The sequence below is a fragment of the Haloferax volcanii DS2 genome, from assembly GCF_000025685.1.
GTDB lineage: Archaea > Halobacteriota > Halobacteria > Halobacteriales > Haloferacaceae > Haloferax > Haloferax volcanii.
Map to the genome: position 1 here is coordinate 2,326,979 of NC_013967.1, position 17,952 is coordinate 2,344,930.

18 protein-coding genes and 2 tRNA genes are annotated in these 17,952 nt (G+C 66.4%); 11 read left to right on the forward strand and 9 right to left on the reverse strand.

Going from position 1 to position 17,952, the window contains the following annotated elements; translation table 11 throughout:
- Window position 1: 1 nt before the first annotated feature.
- Entirely contained in the window at window positions 2-997 is a 996-nt protein-coding gene (trpD, locus tag HVO_RS16545; RefSeq protein ID WP_004042371.1) for an anthranilate phosphoribosyltransferase, read from the reverse strand.
- Between the two features lie 240 nt (window positions 998-1,237).
- On the opposite strand from trpD, the gene HVO_RS16550 reads away from it, so the two are divergent.
- The 3 genes from HVO_RS16550 (at window position 1,238) to HVO_RS21070 (ending at window position 1,805) form a co-directional block, all read left to right on the forward strand.
- Window positions 1,238-1,312, forward strand: a tRNA-Val gene (locus HVO_RS16550).
- Window positions 1,313-1,357: 45 nt separating this feature from the next.
- Window positions 1,358-1,432: transfer RNA gene (locus HVO_RS16555), tRNA-Val, on the forward strand.
- Between the two features lie 223 nt (window positions 1,433-1,655).
- Complete coding sequence (locus HVO_RS21070) at window positions 1,656-1,805, forward strand: hypothetical protein (protein WP_004042373.1); 150 nt, start codon at window positions 1,656-1,658, stop codon at window positions 1,803-1,805.
- Window positions 1,806-1,809: 4 nt separating this feature from the next.
- Here HVO_RS21070 and HVO_RS16560 read toward each other — a convergent pair whose 3' ends face one another.
- From HVO_RS16560 to HVO_RS16570, 3 genes are all read right to left on the reverse strand, one after another.
- Window positions 1,810-2,319: a DUF2062 domain-containing protein gene (locus HVO_RS16560; protein WP_004042374.1), complete on the reverse strand. Its 510-nt coding sequence runs from the start codon at window positions 2,317-2,319 to the stop codon at window positions 1,810-1,812.
- Window positions 2,320-2,431: 112 nt separating this feature from the next.
- Complete coding sequence (locus HVO_RS16565; RefSeq protein WP_004042375.1) at window positions 2,432-2,869, reverse strand: CBS domain-containing protein; 438 nt, start codon at window positions 2,867-2,869, stop codon at window positions 2,432-2,434.
- 1 nt (window position 2,870) lies between these two features.
- Window positions 2,871-5,174, reverse strand: a complete 2,304-nt coding sequence (locus HVO_RS16570; RefSeq protein ID WP_004042376.1) for a methyl-accepting chemotaxis protein — start codon at window positions 5,172-5,174, stop codon at window positions 2,871-2,873.
- 175 nt (window positions 5,175-5,349) lie between these two features.
- Between HVO_RS16570 and HVO_RS16575 the strand changes: the two genes are divergently transcribed.
- Window positions 5,350-5,643 (forward strand): hypothetical protein, encoded by a 294-nt coding sequence (locus tag HVO_RS16575; protein ID WP_049914820.1) that lies wholly within the window; start codon window positions 5,350-5,352, stop codon window positions 5,641-5,643.
- 42 nt (window positions 5,644-5,685) lie between these two features.
- Here HVO_RS16575 and sucD read toward each other — a convergent pair whose 3' ends face one another.
- From sucD to HVO_RS16590, 3 genes are all read right to left on the reverse strand, one after another.
- Window positions 5,686-6,555 carry a succinate--CoA ligase subunit alpha gene (gene sucD / locus HVO_RS16580; protein ID WP_004042381.1) on the reverse strand — a complete coding sequence of 290 codons (870 nt, stop codon included), beginning with the start codon at window positions 6,553-6,555 and terminating at the stop codon, window positions 5,686-5,688.
- Window positions 6,552-7,697, reverse strand: coding sequence for an ADP-forming succinate--CoA ligase subunit beta (sucC, locus tag HVO_RS16585; protein WP_004042383.1), 1,146 nt, complete (start codon window positions 7,695-7,697; stop codon window positions 6,552-6,554). The genes sucD and sucC overlap by 4 nt, the downstream gene beginning before the upstream one ends.
- A gap of 491 nt (window positions 7,698-8,188) precedes the next feature.
- The gene (locus tag HVO_RS16590) at window positions 8,189-9,355 is read right to left on the reverse strand and encodes an ISH3 family transposase (RefSeq protein ID WP_013035323.1); all 1,167 of its coding nucleotides are present in this window, start codon (window positions 9,353-9,355) and stop codon (window positions 8,189-8,191) included.
- 137 nt (window positions 9,356-9,492) lie between these two features.
- Here HVO_RS16590 and HVO_RS16595 point away from each other — a divergent pair, with 137 nt between their 5' ends.
- From HVO_RS16595 to HVO_RS16625, 7 genes are all read left to right on the forward strand, one after another.
- Window positions 9,493-10,458, forward strand: a complete 966-nt coding sequence (locus tag HVO_RS16595; RefSeq protein WP_004042398.1) for an NADPH:quinone reductase — start codon at window positions 9,493-9,495, stop codon at window positions 10,456-10,458.
- A 108-nt stretch (window positions 10,459-10,566) separates the two neighbouring features.
- The gene (locus HVO_RS16600) at window positions 10,567-11,274 is read left to right on the forward strand and encodes an SDR family oxidoreductase (protein ID WP_004042400.1); all 708 of its coding nucleotides are present in this window, start codon (window positions 10,567-10,569) and stop codon (window positions 11,272-11,274) included.
- Window positions 11,275-11,536: 262 nt separating this feature from the next.
- Window positions 11,537-12,874, forward strand: a complete 1,338-nt coding sequence (locus HVO_RS16605; RefSeq protein WP_004042402.1) for a sodium-dependent transporter — start codon at window positions 11,537-11,539, stop codon at window positions 12,872-12,874.
- 172 nt (window positions 12,875-13,046) lie between these two features.
- On the forward strand, window positions 13,047-14,465 hold the full coding sequence (locus HVO_RS16610) for a sodium-dependent transporter (protein WP_004042404.1): 1,419 nt from the start codon (window positions 13,047-13,049) through the stop codon (window positions 14,463-14,465).
- A gap of 232 nt (window positions 14,466-14,697) precedes the next feature.
- Window positions 14,698-16,242 carry an acyl-CoA carboxylase subunit beta gene (locus HVO_RS16615; RefSeq protein WP_004042406.1) on the forward strand — a complete coding sequence of 515 codons (1,545 nt, stop codon included), beginning with the start codon at window positions 14,698-14,700 and terminating at the stop codon, window positions 16,240-16,242.
- Window positions 16,239-16,508, forward strand: coding sequence for a hypothetical protein (locus HVO_RS16620; protein ID WP_004042408.1), 270 nt, complete (start codon window positions 16,239-16,241; stop codon window positions 16,506-16,508). Before HVO_RS16615 ends, HVO_RS16620 begins: the two co-directional genes overlap by 4 nt.
- Before the next feature lie 63 nt (window positions 16,509-16,571).
- Window positions 16,572-16,874: a hypothetical protein gene (locus tag HVO_RS16625; RefSeq protein ID WP_004042410.1), complete on the forward strand. Its 303-nt coding sequence runs from the start codon at window positions 16,572-16,574 to the stop codon at window positions 16,872-16,874.
- 1 nt (window position 16,875) lies between these two features.
- Here HVO_RS16625 and HVO_RS16630 read toward each other — a convergent pair whose 3' ends face one another.
- Both HVO_RS16630 and HVO_RS16635 read right to left on the reverse strand, forming a co-directional pair.
- Entirely contained in the window at window positions 16,876-17,532 is a 657-nt protein-coding gene (locus HVO_RS16630) for a glycerophosphodiester phosphodiesterase (RefSeq protein WP_004042412.1), read from the reverse strand.
- 208 nt (window positions 17,533-17,740) lie between these two features.
- On the reverse strand, window positions 17,741-17,929 hold the full coding sequence (locus tag HVO_RS16635; RefSeq protein WP_004042417.1) for a 30S ribosomal protein S17e: 189 nt from the start codon (window positions 17,927-17,929) through the stop codon (window positions 17,741-17,743).
- Between the last annotated feature and the right edge of the window lie 23 nt (window positions 17,930-17,952).

Genomic DNA, 17,952 nt, shown 5'->3' on the forward strand with positions numbered 1-17,952 from the left:
CTCACGCCTCCCGAAGCGCGTCGTGTTTGGCTTTCGCGGCCCCGGAGTCGATGGCGTCGCGGGCGACTTCGACGCCCCCCTCCAGCGAGTCCGCGAGGCCGGCGACGTAGATTGCCGCGCCGGCGTTGGCGAGGATGAGGTCGCGCTTCGGCCCGGTCACGTCGCCGGTGAGGATGCCTTCGAGGTCGTCGGCGTTCTCCTGCGGCGTGCCGCCGGCGACCGCCTCGATGGGGGCCCGTTCGAGGCCGAGGTCGGCGGGCGTGAGGGTGTACTCGGTGATTTCGTCGCCGTCGATTTCGGCGACCGTGGTCGCGTCGTGGAGCGCGATTTCGTCCATGCCGGAGCCGTGGACGACGAGGGCGCGCTCGACGGGCATGTGCGACAGCGACTCGGCGATGACGGGGACGAGGTCGGCGTCGTAGACGCCGAGGACCTGCGCGTCGGCCCCGGCGGGGTTCGTCAACGGGCCGAGGACGTTGAAGACCGTCCGCATGCCGAGTTCCTTCCGCGGGCCGATGACGGCCTTCATCGCGGGGTGGAACACGGGCGCGAGCATGAAGCCGACGCCGTTGTCCTCGATGCACGCCTCGACGGACTCGGGTTCGGCCTCGACGTTCACGCCGGCGACCTCCAGCACGTCGGCGCTCCCAGAAGACGAAGAGACGGAGTAGTTGCCGTGCTTGGCCACCGCCGCGCCCGCGCCGGCCGCGACGAGCGCGCTCGTGGTCGAGACGTTGATGGTGTTGTAGTCGTCGCCGCCGGTGCCGCAGGTATCGACGAGCGGGCCGCGGTCGGGCTCGATGGTCAGGGCGGCGTCGCGCATCCCCTGCGCGAACCCCGCGATTTCGGCCTCGGTCTCGCCTTTCGCCCGGAGCGCGGCGAGGAGCGCGCCGATTTGCGCCTCGGTCGCGTCCTCGAAGACCGCCCGCGCGGCGTCGCGCGCCTCCTCGACAGTCAGGTCCGCACCGCCGGTCACACGTTCGATATAATCCTGCATTGGTAATCACCGATGTACTTCTTCGGGTTACGATGTACAAATTCGTACATCGGCTTAAGCGTGTCGGGCTGGCGAAAATCGCCGGCATCGACTGGTCGGCGCGCGGGTCGAATCGACCGCCTCGGACGGCGGGACCGCGCTGTGACCCGAATCGCCGCACGTAGTCCGATTCGAAAGCTTAAATTGTAACCCCGGACAACGGAGAGATGCGTCCGAACGGACGCGGGAAGCACCGTAACCGGGTTGGTGGTCTAGTCTGGTTATGACACCTCCTTGACATGGAGGAGGCCGGCAGTTCAAATCTGCCCCAACCCACTCCTCTTCCCGCGTTTCGACGTTCGACGATGTTCGCAACACACCGGGTTGGTGGTCTAGTCTGGTTATGACACCTCCTTGACATGGAGGAGGCCGGCAGTTCAAATCTGCCCCAACCCACTTCTCTCCGACGCCACGGCCGCGAGAGACCTCTGTGTCTCTCGCGTCGGCGTCGTGTACGTGGTTCCGGGCAGATTTGAACCAGCGAGCGAACGCAGTGAGCGAGTGAGGTTCACGCGAGCGAAGCGAGCGTGCCACCCGACACAGCCCACCACAGCATCCAACCGAACAGACAGCCTCCCGCACCACCAACCACTATGCCGTCCGCCCGCGAATCCCGCCCATGGCCCTCCTGCAAATTCCCGGCGGCCCCGAACTCGTTATCTTGGCGCTGTTGCTCCTCATCCCGCTCGCGCTCGTCTATCTGGGCTACAAGCTCGTCCAGTCGCTCCGGGCGTTCGAGGAGGGCAGAGAGGAACAGTCACAGCGGTAGTCAGTCACGACGGCACGTCGGGTCGGGCGTCGTCGCTTCGACTCTCGGCGGCTCCCGCCGGCGACGCCGACCGCTGTCGCCGGTGGTGCAGACGCGCCAGTTGGAGCGTCACCGCGTAGCCGACGACGGCGAGGACGGCGGCGAGAACCGTGTTGCCGACGAGCTGTCGGAGGAGGATATCGAGGCCGGAACTGAGCGACACGTCTGCGACCGAGGCCCCCGAAACCGGCCCGAGCAGATGCGAGCCGAGCCAGAAGCTCGCGCCGTAGACCGCCCACTTGACGGGCGGGTTGAACACGACGAGCGTGGCGACGAGCGCGAGTCGGCTCGCCCGCTCGACGAAGTAGCCGATGAGGGCGAACAGCGCGAGGGCGGTCCCTGCGGTCGGCATGGCCACGAAGAAGACGCCGAACGCGAAGCTGGCAGCCACCTCGTGAGGTGTGTGGTCCGCCGCGAACGCTCGTTCGAGGCCGGACCTGACGCGGGGACGAATCGGCGCGAGACGGTCGTACACTCGACGTGACTAGATGCGAGACGGCGTTATCAACGCTTCGCCGGGGGTGGGTAGTAATAGCGGTTGCCGTGGGACGACCGGCGACCGGCGACCGGAGACCGGATACCGGCGGTCAGCGGAATCGGCGGTCCGACTCCCACTTGTCCTTGAGTTCTATCATCTGGCCGACGCCGCGGGCCACGTCCGAGAGGTGGAAGGCGATGTCCGTGGCGGTCACGATGCCGACCATCTCCGAGCCGTCGACGACGACGAGCTTTTTCACCCGGTTTTCGCGCATCTTCTCGGCGGCCACGCGCGTCGTGGAGTCCGGCCGAATCCACTTGATGGGACTCGACATGACCGCGCGGGTCGGGACCGCAGAAAGCGGCTTTCCGCTCGCCACGCCGGCGCGGAGCGCGTCCGATTCGGTGACGATACCCGCGGGACCGCCGTCGGCCATCACGACGACGCTCCCCGCGCCCTCGCGGAGCATGGTCTGCGCGCAGTCCGCGACGCTCGACCCCAGTTCGACGGTCGCCACCTCCTCGGTCATGATGTCGTCGACGCGCATCTCAGTCGTCCGCGGGCGAGGGTTCTCGGTCGGGGTTCGACTCGGGTGCGGGACGACCCCGGTCCGCGTCGGTGGCCGCCTCCGCGTCCGCCTCGTCGCCGAGCACGTCGTCGACGGCCGCGGCCACGTCGCCGCCGTCGTCGACCTCGAACGCGTCGAGGAGGTCGTCGAGGTGACTCACGTGCGACGAGAGTTCGCGCACGTCCCCGTTGACGTCGACGAGCGCGGCGCTCTGTTCTTGGGCGGTCGCGGAGACGTTCTCGGCCTCCGCGGCGGTTTCCTCGGAGATGCCCGCGATTTCGTCGGTCATCGAGAGCACCTCTTGGGAGGTGTCGGCCTGACTGCCCGTGGCGTCGGAAATCTCGTGGACGCTCGCGGTCGTCTCCTCGACGCGCTCGACGATACCGTCGAAGGAGGACAGCGCCTCGTCGACCGAGGTTGCGCTCTCTTCGACCTGCGCCTGCATGCGCTCGATGCGGGAGACGACGGCGTCGCGCTGGGCCTCGATTTCGGTGACGAGCGACTCGATGTCGCCCGCCGAGGATTTCGTCTCCTGTGCGAGCTGTTTGACCTCGTTGGAGACGACGGCGAACCCCTCGCCGGCCTCGCCGGCGCGGGCGGCCTCGATGTTCGCGTTGAGCGCGAGGATGTCGGTCTGCTCCGCGATGTCGGTGATGACCTCGACGATTTCCTCGATTTGGGCGAGGCGGTCGTCGAGTTCGCGGACCTCGCTGACGGTCGCCTCCGTCTCGGCGCGCACGGCGTCGATGTCGTCGAGGGCGTCGGTGGCGGCGGTCTGGCCGTCGAGCGAGCGGGCCTCGGCCTCCTCGGTGAGTCGGACGAGTTCGTCGGCCGACGAGGCAATCTGCTGGATGGACGCCGAGAGGTCGTTTATTTCGTCGGCGGCGGCGACGAGACTGTCGGTCTGCTCGCTCGCGCCCTCGGAAATCTGCTGGACCGACGCCGACACCTCCTCGCTCGCGGCGGACACGTCGTCGGCGCGGTCGGCCACGCGGTCCGCGAGCGTCGCCACGTCCTCGCCGAAGGTCTTGACCGTGCCGACGGTCTGTTCGATATCGTCCATCATCTCGTTGTACGCGGCGGCGACGGTCGCCATGTCGCGGCTCTCGGAGTCGGTCGGGAGGCGGACGCGCAGGTCGCCGTCGGCCGCGCGGGTCATCGCCTCGCTGTAAGCGCGAGCGTCGGCGCGCTGGTCGCGGAGGTCGTCCCGGAGGTTGCCGATGCCGCGGACGACCTGTCCGAACTCGTCGGTGCGGTCGGTTTCGAGTGCCACGTCGAGGTCGCCGTCGCGGAGCGCGGAGACGGTCGACGCGAGGTCGACGAGCGGGCGCGCGGTGTTCCCGCGGATGATGAGCGCGAAGACGACGAATCCGAGGACCGAGAGTGCGAGCAGCGTCGCAATCCCGAGACCGACGCTTCGCGAGAGCGCGAAGACGCTGCTCGCGGGGGCGTGCAGGAGGAGCACGCCGCCGGAGACGGGGACGTGCGCGACGACGTGCGGCGAGGAGACGAAGCCCTCGACGGGGGCGAGGCGGGTGACGCCCGTCTCGCCGGCGAAGGCGGCGTCGAGTTCGGACGCCTCGGCGGCGGGATAGGCGACGTTCGACCGGCCGCCGCCCCCGTCGTAGAGGACGTTTCCGTCGGTCGTCACGAGTTGGGTGAAGCCGCCGTCAATGTGGTTCCCGTCGAGCGCGGCCCCGAGCGAGGACGCCTCGGCGACGAGGACGATTGCGCGGGGTTCGATGGACGGGAGCGGCGCGACGAAGCCCATGTAGGCGACGCCGTCTTCGACGTAGACGGTCGTTCGTTCGACGCCGTCGTCCGAGAGGTCGGCGCTCGCGGGGAGCGGAAGCGACCCGTCTTCGAACAGCGTCGTCCCGACCGCGCCCTCCTCGGACGAGCCGATGACCGCCGTCGTCTCGGTGTTGACGAAGTGGAGCGCGGCCACGTCCGCGGGCATGTCCTCTTTCGCGGCCGTCAGCGTCGCCGAGGAGCGCCCATCGAGGGTGCTGCCGGCGGAGGGGTCGTCGGCGACGATACCCACGAGGCGTTCGCGCTCGTCGAACCAGGTGTTCGCCTGCAAGGCCTCGCGTTCGGCCTCGGTGAGCAGGTCGGCGCGGGCATCCGCGTCTATCGTGGACGCCGTCTGTTGATACTGGACGATTCCGACGCCGGCGACGAGGACTGAAACGAGCAGCATCGCGGCGACGAGTCGCCGCGTGTAGCTCTCCGTAATCGCATCAGGAAGCCGTGATTCGACCTCCAAAACGAGATTCTCGGCCATTACCGTACCGACCCGAATGCGATGTATAAACCCGCGCGTCAGAGTATCAAACGAGATAATAGACTGTCGCGGCGACGGTCGAAAAGCCACCGACGAGCGCAGAACACGGGCCGGGTGGGCCAGACCGTCCCGAACCAAGCGTCAGCCATACGACTGTTGAGCGCTAACAACCCACATAGAAACCGAGTTCCGCCTGCTCGTGGCGGGCTTCTGCATCGTCGCGCCGTCGCTGCTGTTCGTCGGCTTCGTCAGACTGCTCGACGCCATGCGCGAGGACGCCCTCGTCGAGCGCGTCCTCGACGGGGTCGACGAGGGCGACGGGCCGACCGGGACGGCGCTCGACCCGACGATGTTCCTGCGGTCCGCAGGGGAGCGGTCGCGCCGGCGGACCGCGGTCTGCCGGGAGTGCGGCGCGCCGAACGCGACCGACGGCGGGCGCTGTGGGCCGTGCGGGGCTGGGTTGCGATAGCGCAAAAAAAGACGAGAAAACCGAAAACCGCTTCGGGCGAAGTTAGAGGAAGTCTTCGATGTGGTCGGCAACCTCGTTGGGAGTGTCACCGACGGGGACGCTCGCGTCGTTGAGGGCGGAAATCTTGGACTCAGCGGTGCCCGTGCCCGACCCGGAGACGATAGCGCCGGCGTGACCCATGCGCTTGCCCGGCGGTGCCGTGCGGCCGGCGATGAAGCCGGCGACGGGCGTGTCCATGTTCTCCGCGATGTACTTCGCGGCCTGCTCTTCGTCTTCGCCGCCGATTTCGCCGCACATGACGACGGCGTGCGTGTCGGGGTCGTTCTCGAACGCTTCGAGAGCGTCGACGAACGACGTGCCGATGATGGGGTCGCCGCCGATGCCGATGGCGGTGGTCTGGCCGATGCCGCGCTCGGTCAGGTTCGAGACGACTTGGTAGGTGAGCGTGCCGGAGCGAGAGACGAGGCCGACGTTACCCTCCTCGAAGATGTTGCCGGGGAGGATGCCGAGTTTGGCCTCGCCGGGCGTGATGATGCCCGGACAGTTGGGGCCGATGAGGCGCGTGTCGGTCTCAGACAGGCGCTTGTTGACCTTGGCCATGTCCTGCGTCGGGACGCCCTCGGTGATGGCGACCACGAGGTCGAGGTCCGTGTCGAGCGCCTCGAAGATGGCGTCGCCGGCGAACGCCGGCGGGACGAACACGACGGAGGCGTTGGCGTCTTCCTCGTCGACCGCCTCTTCGACGGTGTCGTAGACGGGGATGCCGTCGACGTCCTGACCGCCCTTTCCGGGGGAGGTCCCGGCGACGACGTTCGTGCCGTATTCGACCATCTGCCGGGTGTGGAACTTGCCTTCGCCACCCGTGATACCCTGTACAACCACTCGCGTGTCGTCGTCGACGAAAATACTCATTGGGACACCTCCTGTGCGTTCTCGACGGCACGCTGGACGGCGTCCTCCAGCGTCCCTTCGACCTGTACGAGGTCCGTGTTCAGAATCTCCATCCCCTCCTCGGCGTTCGTGCCCGCGAGGCGGACGACGACCGGCTTGGGAATCTCGTCGAAGCTCTCCAGCGCCTCGTTGATACCCTTGGCGACCTCGTCGCCGCGGGTGATGCCGCCGAAGATGTTGAACACGACGGAGTCGACGTTCTCGTCGGAGAAGACCATGTCCAGCGCGTTCGCCACGCGCTCGGCCTTCGCGCCGCCACCGATGTCGAGGAAGTTGGCGGGTTCGCCGCCGAAGTAGTCCACGAGGTCGAGCGTCGTCATGACGAGCCCGGCACCGTTGCCGATGATGCCGACGTTACCCGACAGGCGGACGTAGTCGAAGCCGTACTCGCCGGCCTTGGCTTCGAGGTCGTTCTCGTAGGCGTCCTCTTCCATCGCCGCGAGGTCGTCGTGGCGGAACAGGGCGTCGTCGTCGATGTTCATGACGGCGTCCGCGGCGACGATGTCGCGGTCGGACGTAATCATGACGGGGTTGATTTCGATGTCCGAGGCGTCGTTCGACTCGTAGAGGTCGTACAGCGTCGTGAGGAACGAGGCCACGTCGAAGGCCACGTCGCGGGGGATGCCCGCCTCGAAGACGACCTTGCGGGCCTGATAGGGGTGCAGGCCGAACGCGGGGTCGATGTGTTCGCGGGCGATTGCGTCCGGGTTCTCCTCTGCGACTTCCTCGATGTTGACGCCACCCTCCGTCGAGACCATCGCGACGGGCTTGCCCTCGCTTCGGTCCATCGTGACGCCGACGTACAGTTCGTTTTCGAAGTCGACGCCGGCCTCGACGAGCACTCGGTCGACCGTGTAGCCCTTGAGGTCCATCCCGAGGATGTCCTCTGCGGCCTGTCGCGCCTCGTCCTCGTCCGTGGCGATTTTGATGCCACCGGCCTTGCCACGCCCACCGACGTGTACCTGCGCCTTGATGGCGGCGGGGTATCCGATCTCCTCGACCGCCTCCATGACCTCCTCTACCGACGACGCGAGACGGGACTCTGGCACCGGAATCCCAGCCTCTGCGAAGATGTCCTTCGCCTGGTATTCGTGAAGCTTCATTACCATGCGTGGGAGGGAAAGGCACGCGCTTAAATCCCATTCATCTACGTTCAGGGTCGACGGTGTCAGACTCTCCTCATAGCTAACTCGTTTTGCATATATGCGGTCTATGAGGTCTGAGCAGCACACGTAGAGGCAGATGAACTAGACGCTCTGGATAGGAAAACACTCTTGGATATATGCAACCCTCTATGGTACACAGAGATGAACCCAGATACGCTGGATCTAATCAGCAAGAACATCGAGAGAAACCACGATAAATACGTGGCGATGGGTTCACCCGGTGAGGTCACCGAGGACAAAGACTCAGTACCTCACAAAGCATCCTCGGCTAGCTGTTTCTGAAGCCTGAGTTCTGTGGCGGAGCGGTTGGACTGGCGGTTTCGACGACAGAATCATGGACGGATCGGCGGAGAGCCGTCGCTGTCGGCGGCGGCTGCCGCCGACGCGACAGCGTCGCCACTCCCACCGTTGGCTAGCCCGGTCGGGAGTTACCGGTGGAACCGGTCGTCCGGTGGCCGGTTCGCGGGGACGGCCCGACGCGTCGCGAGGGCCGTCCACGCTGCCCGTCGGATCATGTTGATGAACTCCTTGAATGGCCACTGCCAGAGGCGACGCCCGCCTCGGCGGGGCGTCGCCACGTACTCCCAGTGCAGATACCGCCACACGTTCTGTAACAGCAAGCTCACCACGACGTACAGCAGCCGTACAACCGGATTTTGTGTCGAGGTCGTCGCGATACTTTGTTCAGAGAGTCGATAGCTTGCCTCGATACCGAAGCGTTTCGCGTAGTGGTATCGAGCGTCTCGTGGTGAGTCGATGAACGGCGCGTCAGCGGCGTAGCCGTGACGCGCCACCCCATGTTCGTCGTACCGTCCGTTCTGGTAGGTACAGTCGATGTAGACGGGGAACTCGACGGTCCAGCTGTGACCGTCGAGTCTCGCCGTCAGACTGTGCTGAATCACGCGACTCCACCCTTCTGAGAGTTCTCGCTTGATCGTCCGTCCCCAGCGGACGATCGGCATGACGTACGCGTGGTTGTGCGCCTGAAGCAGCGTCAAACACTTGCTGTCGTAGAATTCGCGGTCAAGATAGACGGCCTTGACACCGAGGTCAAGGCCGTCGAGAATACCGAGGAACTCTGCGAGGACACTGCTGGCGGTGTCGCCGTCTTCGAGACGGCGCACCGCCAGCGTGTAGCGTTTGTTCTTCACGCGTGCGTACAGCGTCGCGTAGGCGTGGAACGCGGTGGTTCCACGCTTCGCTTGTGAGTGATACAGGCCGTCCGTGTCGTCTTCGTCACCATAGTAGGGCCGCAGGTGGAGGTCTGCGCAGACCTCCACCTGCTGGGGAAGGACGTCGAGAACGTCTTTCTGGAGGAGCATGTTGCCAACCTGTTCGAGCGTTTCTAGATCGAATTTAGTGCGGAGATGGTAGAGAACGGAGTTTTCGTGGGGTGCATCTTCGCTTCTCTCACAGAGCGTTGAGACCGAGGTCCCGTCGGCGCAGGCGCCGACGAGGACCTCGTAGATGTCTTCAGCATCGAGTTCAGCGTTTTCAGCGAGTGAGAGAGCAACTTCCTCGTCAAGAGAGTTGACGAGGAAGTTAAGGAGCTGGTCCTCGTGGATTTCATCGTCTGCTTGCTGGGTTTTAGACACACCTTCTGCAAGCAGACCTTCTAACTAAACGGCTTTGTGAAGTACTGACATTGGACCGTCTCGTTTCTGCCACGGCGCGAGGTTTCAGTCCATGGTGTAGGGAAAATACGTAATAGGATAAGAACTTCTGTGTATCTATGCGCGCTGTCAGATTCCACGACCACGGCGGACGCGACGTGCTTCAGGTAGACGACATCAAGACGCCCGAGCCGGCCGCGGGCGAGGTCCTCGTCGAAGTCGCGGCCGCGGGCGTCAACCCCGTGGACACGTACTTCCGCGAGGGGTCGTACCAGCCGTTCGCGATGCCGATGATTCCCGGCGTCGACGTGGCCGGAACGGTCGCGGCGGTCGGGACCGACGTGGAGGGCTTCGCGGAGGGCGACCACGTCGTCGGCACCGGCATCGGCAAGGACCACTACGGCGGCTACGCCGAGTTCGCGGCGGTCCCGACCGACCGGCTCGCAGTCCTCTCGGACGACGTGGACCTCGTCGCGGCCGGCGGCGCGGGCGTCGCCGGCGTCACCGCGTGGCGCGCCCTCGTCGACCACGGCGGGATGCAACTCGGAGACACGGTGCTGATTCACGGCGGCTCCGGCGGCGTCGGCCACGCCGCGGTCCAACTCGCCGCCGCGTCCGGGGCTCGCGTCATCGCCACCGCCGCGCCCGACTACCACGACCGCGTGGCCGAACTCGGCGCGGACGTGGTTCTCGACTACGACCGCGACGACCTCGCGGACGCCGTCGTTGCCGCGGCGACTGGCGACGGCGTGGACCTGACGCTCGACCACCGGCTGGACGACTACCTCCAGTTCGACGCCGACGTGGCCGCCCACGGCGGTCGCGTCGTCGGCATCGGTGAGAACGACCCCGAAGTCGGCTTCGGCCTGTCGTCGTCGGCCCGGGGGAAGGACCTCTCGCTGACGATGATGAGCATGTTCAACACGCCCGACCTCTCTGCGCCCCTGCGGGAACTCGCCGGCCAGATGGGCGCGGGCGAGTTCGAAATCGACGTGGCGCGGACCTACGACCTCGACGAGGCCGCCGAGGCCCACCGCGCCGTCATGGAAGACAGCGTCCTCGGCAAACTGGTCATCACGCCCTGACGCGGCCGCCGACGCGGAAAGTGAGGACGCAGCACATCACCGCGCCCGGTCGCCGGCGGGCGCACAGCCGCGACCGAATTATGTCCCGTGCGCACGTACCGCACGGACATGGACGTGACATTCGATTTCGACGGAACCGTCGCTCTCGTGACCGGTGCGAGCGGCACGCTCGGCGGCGCAATCGCTCGCGCGTTCCACGAGGCGGGCGCGTCGGTCGCGGCCGCGGACGTGGTCGAACCCGACGACGAAGACGACTTTTTCGAGACCGAAGGAGTGCGGTTCTACGAGGGCGATTTCACCGACGAGGACGACGTGGCGCGCGTCGTCGACGAGGTCGTCTCCGACTTCGGCCGCCTCGACCACCTCGCCAACATCGCCGGGACGTGGCGCGGCGGGACGCCCATCGGCGAGACCGACGCCGACACCTTCGACTTCCTGTTCGACGTGAACCTCAAGACGATGTTCCTCGCGTCGAAACACGCGATTCCGCACCTCCGGGAGACCGAGGGCTCCGTCGTGAGCGTCTCGGCCCGCTCGTCGCTGGAGGGCGGCGAGGGAGACGGCATCTACCGTGCCTCGAAAGCGGGCGTCCGTCTACTCACCGAAACCATCGCCGAGGAGAACCGCGGCGACGTGCGCGCGAACGCGGTGATGCCGAGCGTCATCGACACGCCGATGAACCGCGAGATGATGGCCGACGCCGACTTCGACTCGTGGGTGAAGCCCGCGGAAATCGCCCGGACCGTCCTCGCGCTCTGTTCGGACGCGACGCCCGTGACGAGCGGCGCGGCCGTCCCGGTGTACGGCGAGGCCTGACCCGACTCCACCCTCTCTGATTCGTGGCGACATTCGCCACGATAAGGGATGACATTCGTTTCGGTGCGCACGAATTTTTACACGGTACGCAAGTGATTCACGAACACGACACTCGTTAGAAAAATGAGGCTATTCGGGGGGCGAATTCGGACGAACGAACCATATATGATAGTTGGTTAGAGAATTGTGTCGAATTTTGCTCCGATATGCGACGGCATACCGCGTCATTTATCACACCCACATCGGCAACAGGGTGATAGACATGACCGAACGTGAAACGTGGGCAACCAGGGCAGGGTTCATCGTCGCGGCCGTCGGCAGCGCGGTCGGCCTCGGGAACATCTGGCAGTTCCCGTTCAAGACCGCCCAGTTCGGCGGTGCCTCCTTCCTGATCGTCTACATCGTCGCGGCGCTCGGCATCGGCCTCCCGGCCATCCTCGCCGAGTTCGTCATCGGACGCAAAGCCAACCTGAACACCATCAGCGCCTTCGAGAAACTCGGCTACAAGGAGTGGCGCGTCGTCGGCGCTATCGGCCTGTTCACCGGCTTCTGGATTCTGTCGTACTACAGCGTCGTCGGCGGCTGGGTCCTCCGGTACATCGGCGGCAGTCTGACCGGCGCGTACTTCGCCGCCCCCGCGGAGTACTTCGGTCAGGTGTCCGCCGGCATGGAGGCGCTCGCGCTCCACGCCGTCTTTATGGCGCTCGTCGTCGGCATCGTCGCCGCCGGCATCGAAGACGGCATCGAGAAGGCGACGAAGCTCATGGTGCCGAGCATCGTCGTCATCCTCGCCGCGCTCGCCGTCTTCGCCTTCACGCTCCCCGGCGCGTCGGCGGGCTACGCGTACTTCCTCTCGCCCGACTTCAACGCGCTGTCGGAGAACTTCGCTGAAATCGTCCCCTTCGCCGTCGGGCAGGCGTTCTTCTCGCTGTCGCTCGGCATGGGCGCGATGATTACCTACGCCTCCTACATCGACGGCGACCAGAGCCTGTTCGGCGACGGCATCACCATCGTCTTCCTGAACAGCTTCGTCGGCATCCTCGCCGGCCTCGTCGTCCTCCCGCTCCTGTTCGCGCAGGGCATCGACCCCAACACGAGCGGCGCGGGCGCGGTGTTCATCAGCGTCGCCGGCGCGTTCGGTGACATCCCCGGCGGCCAGATAATCGGCTTCGTCTTCTTCGCGGTCGTGCTCATCGCGGCGCTCTCGTCGGCCATCAGCCTGCTCGAAGTCGTCGTCTCGTGGGCCATCGACAACTACGACGTGTCCCGCCCGCAGATGGCCATCGGCCTCGGCGGGACCATCTTCCTGCTCGGCGTCCCGTCGGCTATCGACTCCGCGTGGCTCGGCTGGTTCGACACGCTCGCCTACCAGCTGCTCCTCCCGCTTTCGGTCCTCGGCATCCTCGTCTTCGCGGCGTGGGTCTACGGCGCGCCCGCCATCGACGAACTGATGAAGGGCAGCGGACTCGGAGAGGGCGTCGGGCTGACGTGGCTCTGGCTCGCCCGCACGCTCGTCATCGTCGCCGTCGTGGCGACGCTCGCCCTCGGCCTCCAGACGCTGTTCCTCGGCGAGAGCCCGGCCATCGTCCCGCCCCTCTGAGGCGGCGAACGCTCCCGCTTTTCGAGCGGTTAGGAATCGTCGGTAGCGACGCGTCTTCCTCGACTATTAGACGGCAATTTTCACGCGTAGACCACTCAAAACCGTTAAATTTCTCCGGTGACGTATCATCGGTTCGAAAGCCCTTTTACCGGTGGGCTGTCAATGGGTGGCAATGACACGAGAAACATGGGCAACACGGCTCGGGTTCATCCTCGCGGCCGTCGGCAGCGCGGTCGGCCTCGGGAACATCTGGCGGTTCCCGTGGCAGACCGCCGAAAACGGCGGCAGCGCGTTCCTCGTCGTATATCTCGGCATCGTCCTCCTCGTCGGCGTTCCCGGACTGCTCGGCGAGTTCGTCATCGGCCGCCGCGCGAAGAAGTCGCCGGTCGGCGCGCTCCGTGACCTCTCCGGGTCGAAAAAATGGGGTATCGTCGGCGCGTTCTCGGTCGTCACCGGCATCTCGCTGCTCTCGTTTTACAGCGTCGTCGGCGGGTGGATTATCCGCTATCTCCTCGAAAGCGCGGCCGCGCTCGCCGGCGGCAACCCCGCGTACTTCACGAATCCGGGGCAGTACTTCGGCGGCGTCTCCGCCGGCGTCGACGCGGCGCTCTACCACCTCCTGTTCCTCGGTTTGACCGCGCTCATCGTCTTCGCGGGCGTCCGCAAGGGCATCGAACTCGGCACGAAAGTCATGATGCCCGCCGTGCTCGTGCTCCTCGTCGGCCTCGCCGGCTGGGCCGCGACCCAGCCCAACGCGGCCGCGGGCTACGCCTTCTTCCTCCGATTCGACCCCTCGGTCATCACCGAGAACTTCTTCGCCATTCTCGGTCCCGCCGCCGGACAGGCGCTGTTTACCCTCTCGCTCGGCGCGGGTACGATGATAACGTACTCCTCGTACCTCCGTGAGGACCGCTCGCTTCCCTTCGACGGGAGCGCCATCGCGGTCCTCAACACGAGCGTCGGCGTCATCACCGGCCTCGTCGTCTTCCCGCTTCTGTTCTCGCAGGGCATCAACCCGACCGAGACCGGCACCGGGCCGGGCGCGCTGTTCGTCGGTCTCGCCGGGGCGTTCTCGCAACTCCCCGCGGGGACGCTCATCGCCACCGCGTTCTTCGGCGTCGTGACGCTCGCGGCGCTGTCGAGCTCCATCAGCATGCTCGAAATCCCCGTCGCGTTCCTCGTCGACGAGTACGGCGTCTCACGCCGACGCGCCGTTTCCGGGATGACCGCGTTCGTCGCCGTCACCGGGGGCGTCTGCGCGTTCAACCCGGGCATCTTCGGCTTCGTCGCCGGGCCGCTCGTGAACGTCCTCCTGACCGCCGGCCTCGCGGCGTTCCTCCTGTTCGTCGGCTGGGTCATGGGCCGCGAGGCGCTCGAAGAGTTCGCCGCCGGCGCGGGCGAGTTCTCGAAGTCCCTCGGCACGCCGTGGCTCTTCGCCGTCGGCGTCGTCCTCCCGCTGTTCCTCGTCTTCACGCTCCTCACGCACTTCGGCGTGGACACGACCATCGGCTTCTGGCCGACCGTCGGCGTCGCCGTCGTCGCGTCCGCCGCCGCCTTCTTGGGCCTGCGACAGCCCAACTCAGTCGTCTGAGTGGGGCTCTCCCCGCTGCGTTCGGCGCGCTGACTCGACTCCGACTGCTCTGTTTGCTCCGTTTTCGACCGACCCGACCGCGGGGAGTACTTCGCGTTCGCGTCGCTAATCATGATGATTGTTCCACCTATTCTTCGACAACTGTCGAAGTAAGGGTTGCCGGATTGCGGAACTCCTTTGACCGAGGACTGCGGACCGTTGCTCCAATGAGCGAAGGTGGTCTGGCATGACGATGGAAGACCGGATCGACGAACTCCGCGAGAAGCGCGAGGAAGCCCTGAAGGGCGGCGGCGAGGACCGAATCGCCTCGCAGCACGACAAGGGCAAGATGACCGCCCGCGAGCGCATCGACTACTTCCTCGACGACGGCACCTTCCGGGAGTTCGACCAGTTCCGAACCCACCGCAACCACAAGTTCGGGATGGAGGAGACGAAGCTCCCCGGCGACGGCGTCATCACCGGCTACGGCGAGGTCGGCGGCCGAACCGTCTTCGTCTTCGCCCACGACTTCACCGTTTTCGGCGGCTCGCTCGGTGAGGTGTTCGCCGAGAAGGTCTGTAAGGTGATGGACAAGGCGATGGAGGTCGGCGCGCCCGTCGTCGGCCTCAACGACTCCGCCGGCGCGCGGATTCAGGAGGGCGTCCAGTCGCTCGGCGGCTTCGGCGAAATCTTCCGCCGAAACACCGAGGCGTCGGGCGTCATCCCGCAGATTTCGGCCATCATGGGCCCCTGCGCGGGCGGCGCGGTGTACTCCCCCGCGCTGACGGACTTCACCTTCATGGTCCGCGACACGAGCCACATGTTCATCACCGGCCCGGACGTCATCAAGACGGTCACGGGCGAGGAGGTCACCTTCGACGAACTCGGCGGCGCGACGACCCACACCTCGACGAGCGGGGTCGCCCACTTCGCCACCGACACCGAAGAGCAGGCGCTCGACGACATCCGCCACCTGCTTTCGTACCTCCCGCAGAACAACGTCGAGGACCCGCCGCGCGTCGAACCGTGGGACGACCCCGAGCGCGTCGACGACGACCTCGCCGGGGTCGTGCCCGACCAGCCGCGCAAGCCCTACGACATCCACGACGTGCTCGACGGCGTCCTCGACGAGGGCTCCTTCTTCGGCGTCCAAGAGGACTTCGCCAAGAACATCGTCGTCGGCTTCGGTCGCCTCGACGGTCACTCGGTCGGCATCGTCGCCAACCAGCCCCGCGTGAACGCCGGTACCCTCAACATCAACGCATCGGAGAAGGGCGCGCGCTTCATCCGCTTTTGCGACTCGTTCAACATTCCCATCCTCACCTTCGTGGACGTGCCCGGCTTCCTGCCCGGTACGGACCAAGAGCACAACGGCATCATCCGCCACGGCGCGAAGCTCCTGTACGCCTACTCCGAGGCGACGGTGCCGCTCATGACCGTCATCACGCGCAAGGCCTACGGCGGCGCGTACGACGTGATGGCCTCGAAGCACCTCGGCGCGGACGTGAACTACGCGTGGCCGACCGCCGAAATCGCCGTGATGGGCCCGCAGGGCGCGGTCAACATCCTCTACCGCGACGAACTCGACGCCGCGGACGACCCCGACGCCCGCCGCGACGAACTCATCGAGGAGTACCGCGAGGAGTTCGCCAACCCCTACACCGCCGCGGACCGCGGCTTCATCGACGACGTCATCGAACCCGGCGAGACCCGCGAGCGCCTCATCTCCGACCTCCGGATGCTGAACTCCAAGCGCAAGTCCCAACCCGACAAGAAACACGGCAACATCCCGCTATGAGCGGCGAACTGCTGTCGGGGCTGTCGATTCCGGACGACGCCGACGCCGAGGAGGCCGCGGCCATCGCCGCCGCCGTCGGCGCGCACCTCCACGACCAGTCGGTCGCCGCGGCCGCCGCGGCCGCAGGGGACGGCGAGGAGACGTGGAACGAGGAGCGCTGGCGGTACGCCGGCCGCCTCGAATCGGTCACGGGCTGTGGCCACCGCGTCCCCTCCGGCGCGCCGACCGACGCGTGGGCCGCCTCGGGCCGCGTCGACCGGTTCTGAATCGGGGGCCTGCGGATTTACGACAGAACATTCACATTCTCGTCCGACGTCAACCGGGCCAACATGGTCCAAACCGCGCTCGGCTGGCTGTTTCTCAACGCCGTTCTCGCCGGCTTCGCCGCCGTCGCTGTCGCGGCACACTACGCCGACGAGGGCGAACCCGACTTCGTCTCCGCGGCGCTGGCCGCCGTCTTCGCCGGGACCTGCGTCGAACTCGGGACGGCGAACGGCTACTTCCCGGACGGGGTTTTCCCGACCGCCGTTGTCGGTGTCTGCGTCGTCGTCGCGCTCGTCTCGCTCGCGGTCGGCGTACAACGGGACCAGACGGCGTTTCAAGCGTTCCACGGCGACGCTCGGACCCGGTAGTTCACTCCGCGAGCGCCGGGTCGTCGACGACGACGCCGTCGACGCCGCACTCCCGGAGCCGCCGAACTATCTCGCGGTCGGGGACCGTCCACGCGTTGACCTCGAAGCCGCAGTCGTGCGCCTCCTCGACCCGCGCCGACGAGAGCAGGTCGTAGTGCGGGTGGACGGCCGCGCAGTCGAGATCGGCGGCGACCGACAGCGACTCCGCCCAGTCGGCCGCAAAGAGGAACGCGACCGGGAGCGCGGTCGCCTCGCGCACCTCGCGGAGCGCCTCGGCGTCGAACGACGAGACGAGTATCTCGTGTTCCGCGCCGCCGACGACGGCGGCGAGGTCGTCTACGAGGCCGCGTTCTTTCAGTTCGACGTTGACCGAAACGCGGTCCGGCAGGGCGTCGAACACCGCGGCGAGCGTCGGAATCGACTCGCCGGAGTCGCCGATTGTGAGTGCCTGCAACTCCGCGAGAGTCGCCTCGGCGACGCGGCCGGGCGCGCCGGTCACGCGGTCGAGCGTCTCGTCGTGGACGACGACGAGTTCGCCGGAGCCGCAGCGTCGAACGTCGAGTTCGACCCAGTCGAGTCGCGTCGCGGCCGCGTCGAAGGCGGCGAGCGTGTTCTCGGGGGCGAGGACGGGACAGCCGCGGTGACCGATGACGCGCATGTCGGTACGTCGCGGGAGGGCGGCCTAAACGCTTCCTCCGGACCGGTCGAAAGCGCTCGGGAGCGGTTCGTTCGGGTATAGTGGAATGGGGACCGAGCCACGTGGGGGTCGCGCGCTCGTCGCACGCGCTCGTCGCGCACGAACCGGCGCGGCCGCTCCGCGCGGGCTGGAGAAGATGTGTTCGCAGAGAGAATCGACTGACTCGAACTTACGCGCCCTGGCCGCCCTTCTTGCGCGTGATGTAGCCGGCGATGCGGTTGCGGACGCCCTTCGACTCGACCGTGGTCAGTTCCTCGACGCTGTCCTTGTTCGTCTCGAAGTCCGTGTTGAACGCCTGCGGGTATCGCTCCAGCAGGATGTTACCAAGCTGCTTGACGTACTTGGGCTTGATTGCCATGTCGGAAGATTTCCCGGACGAAC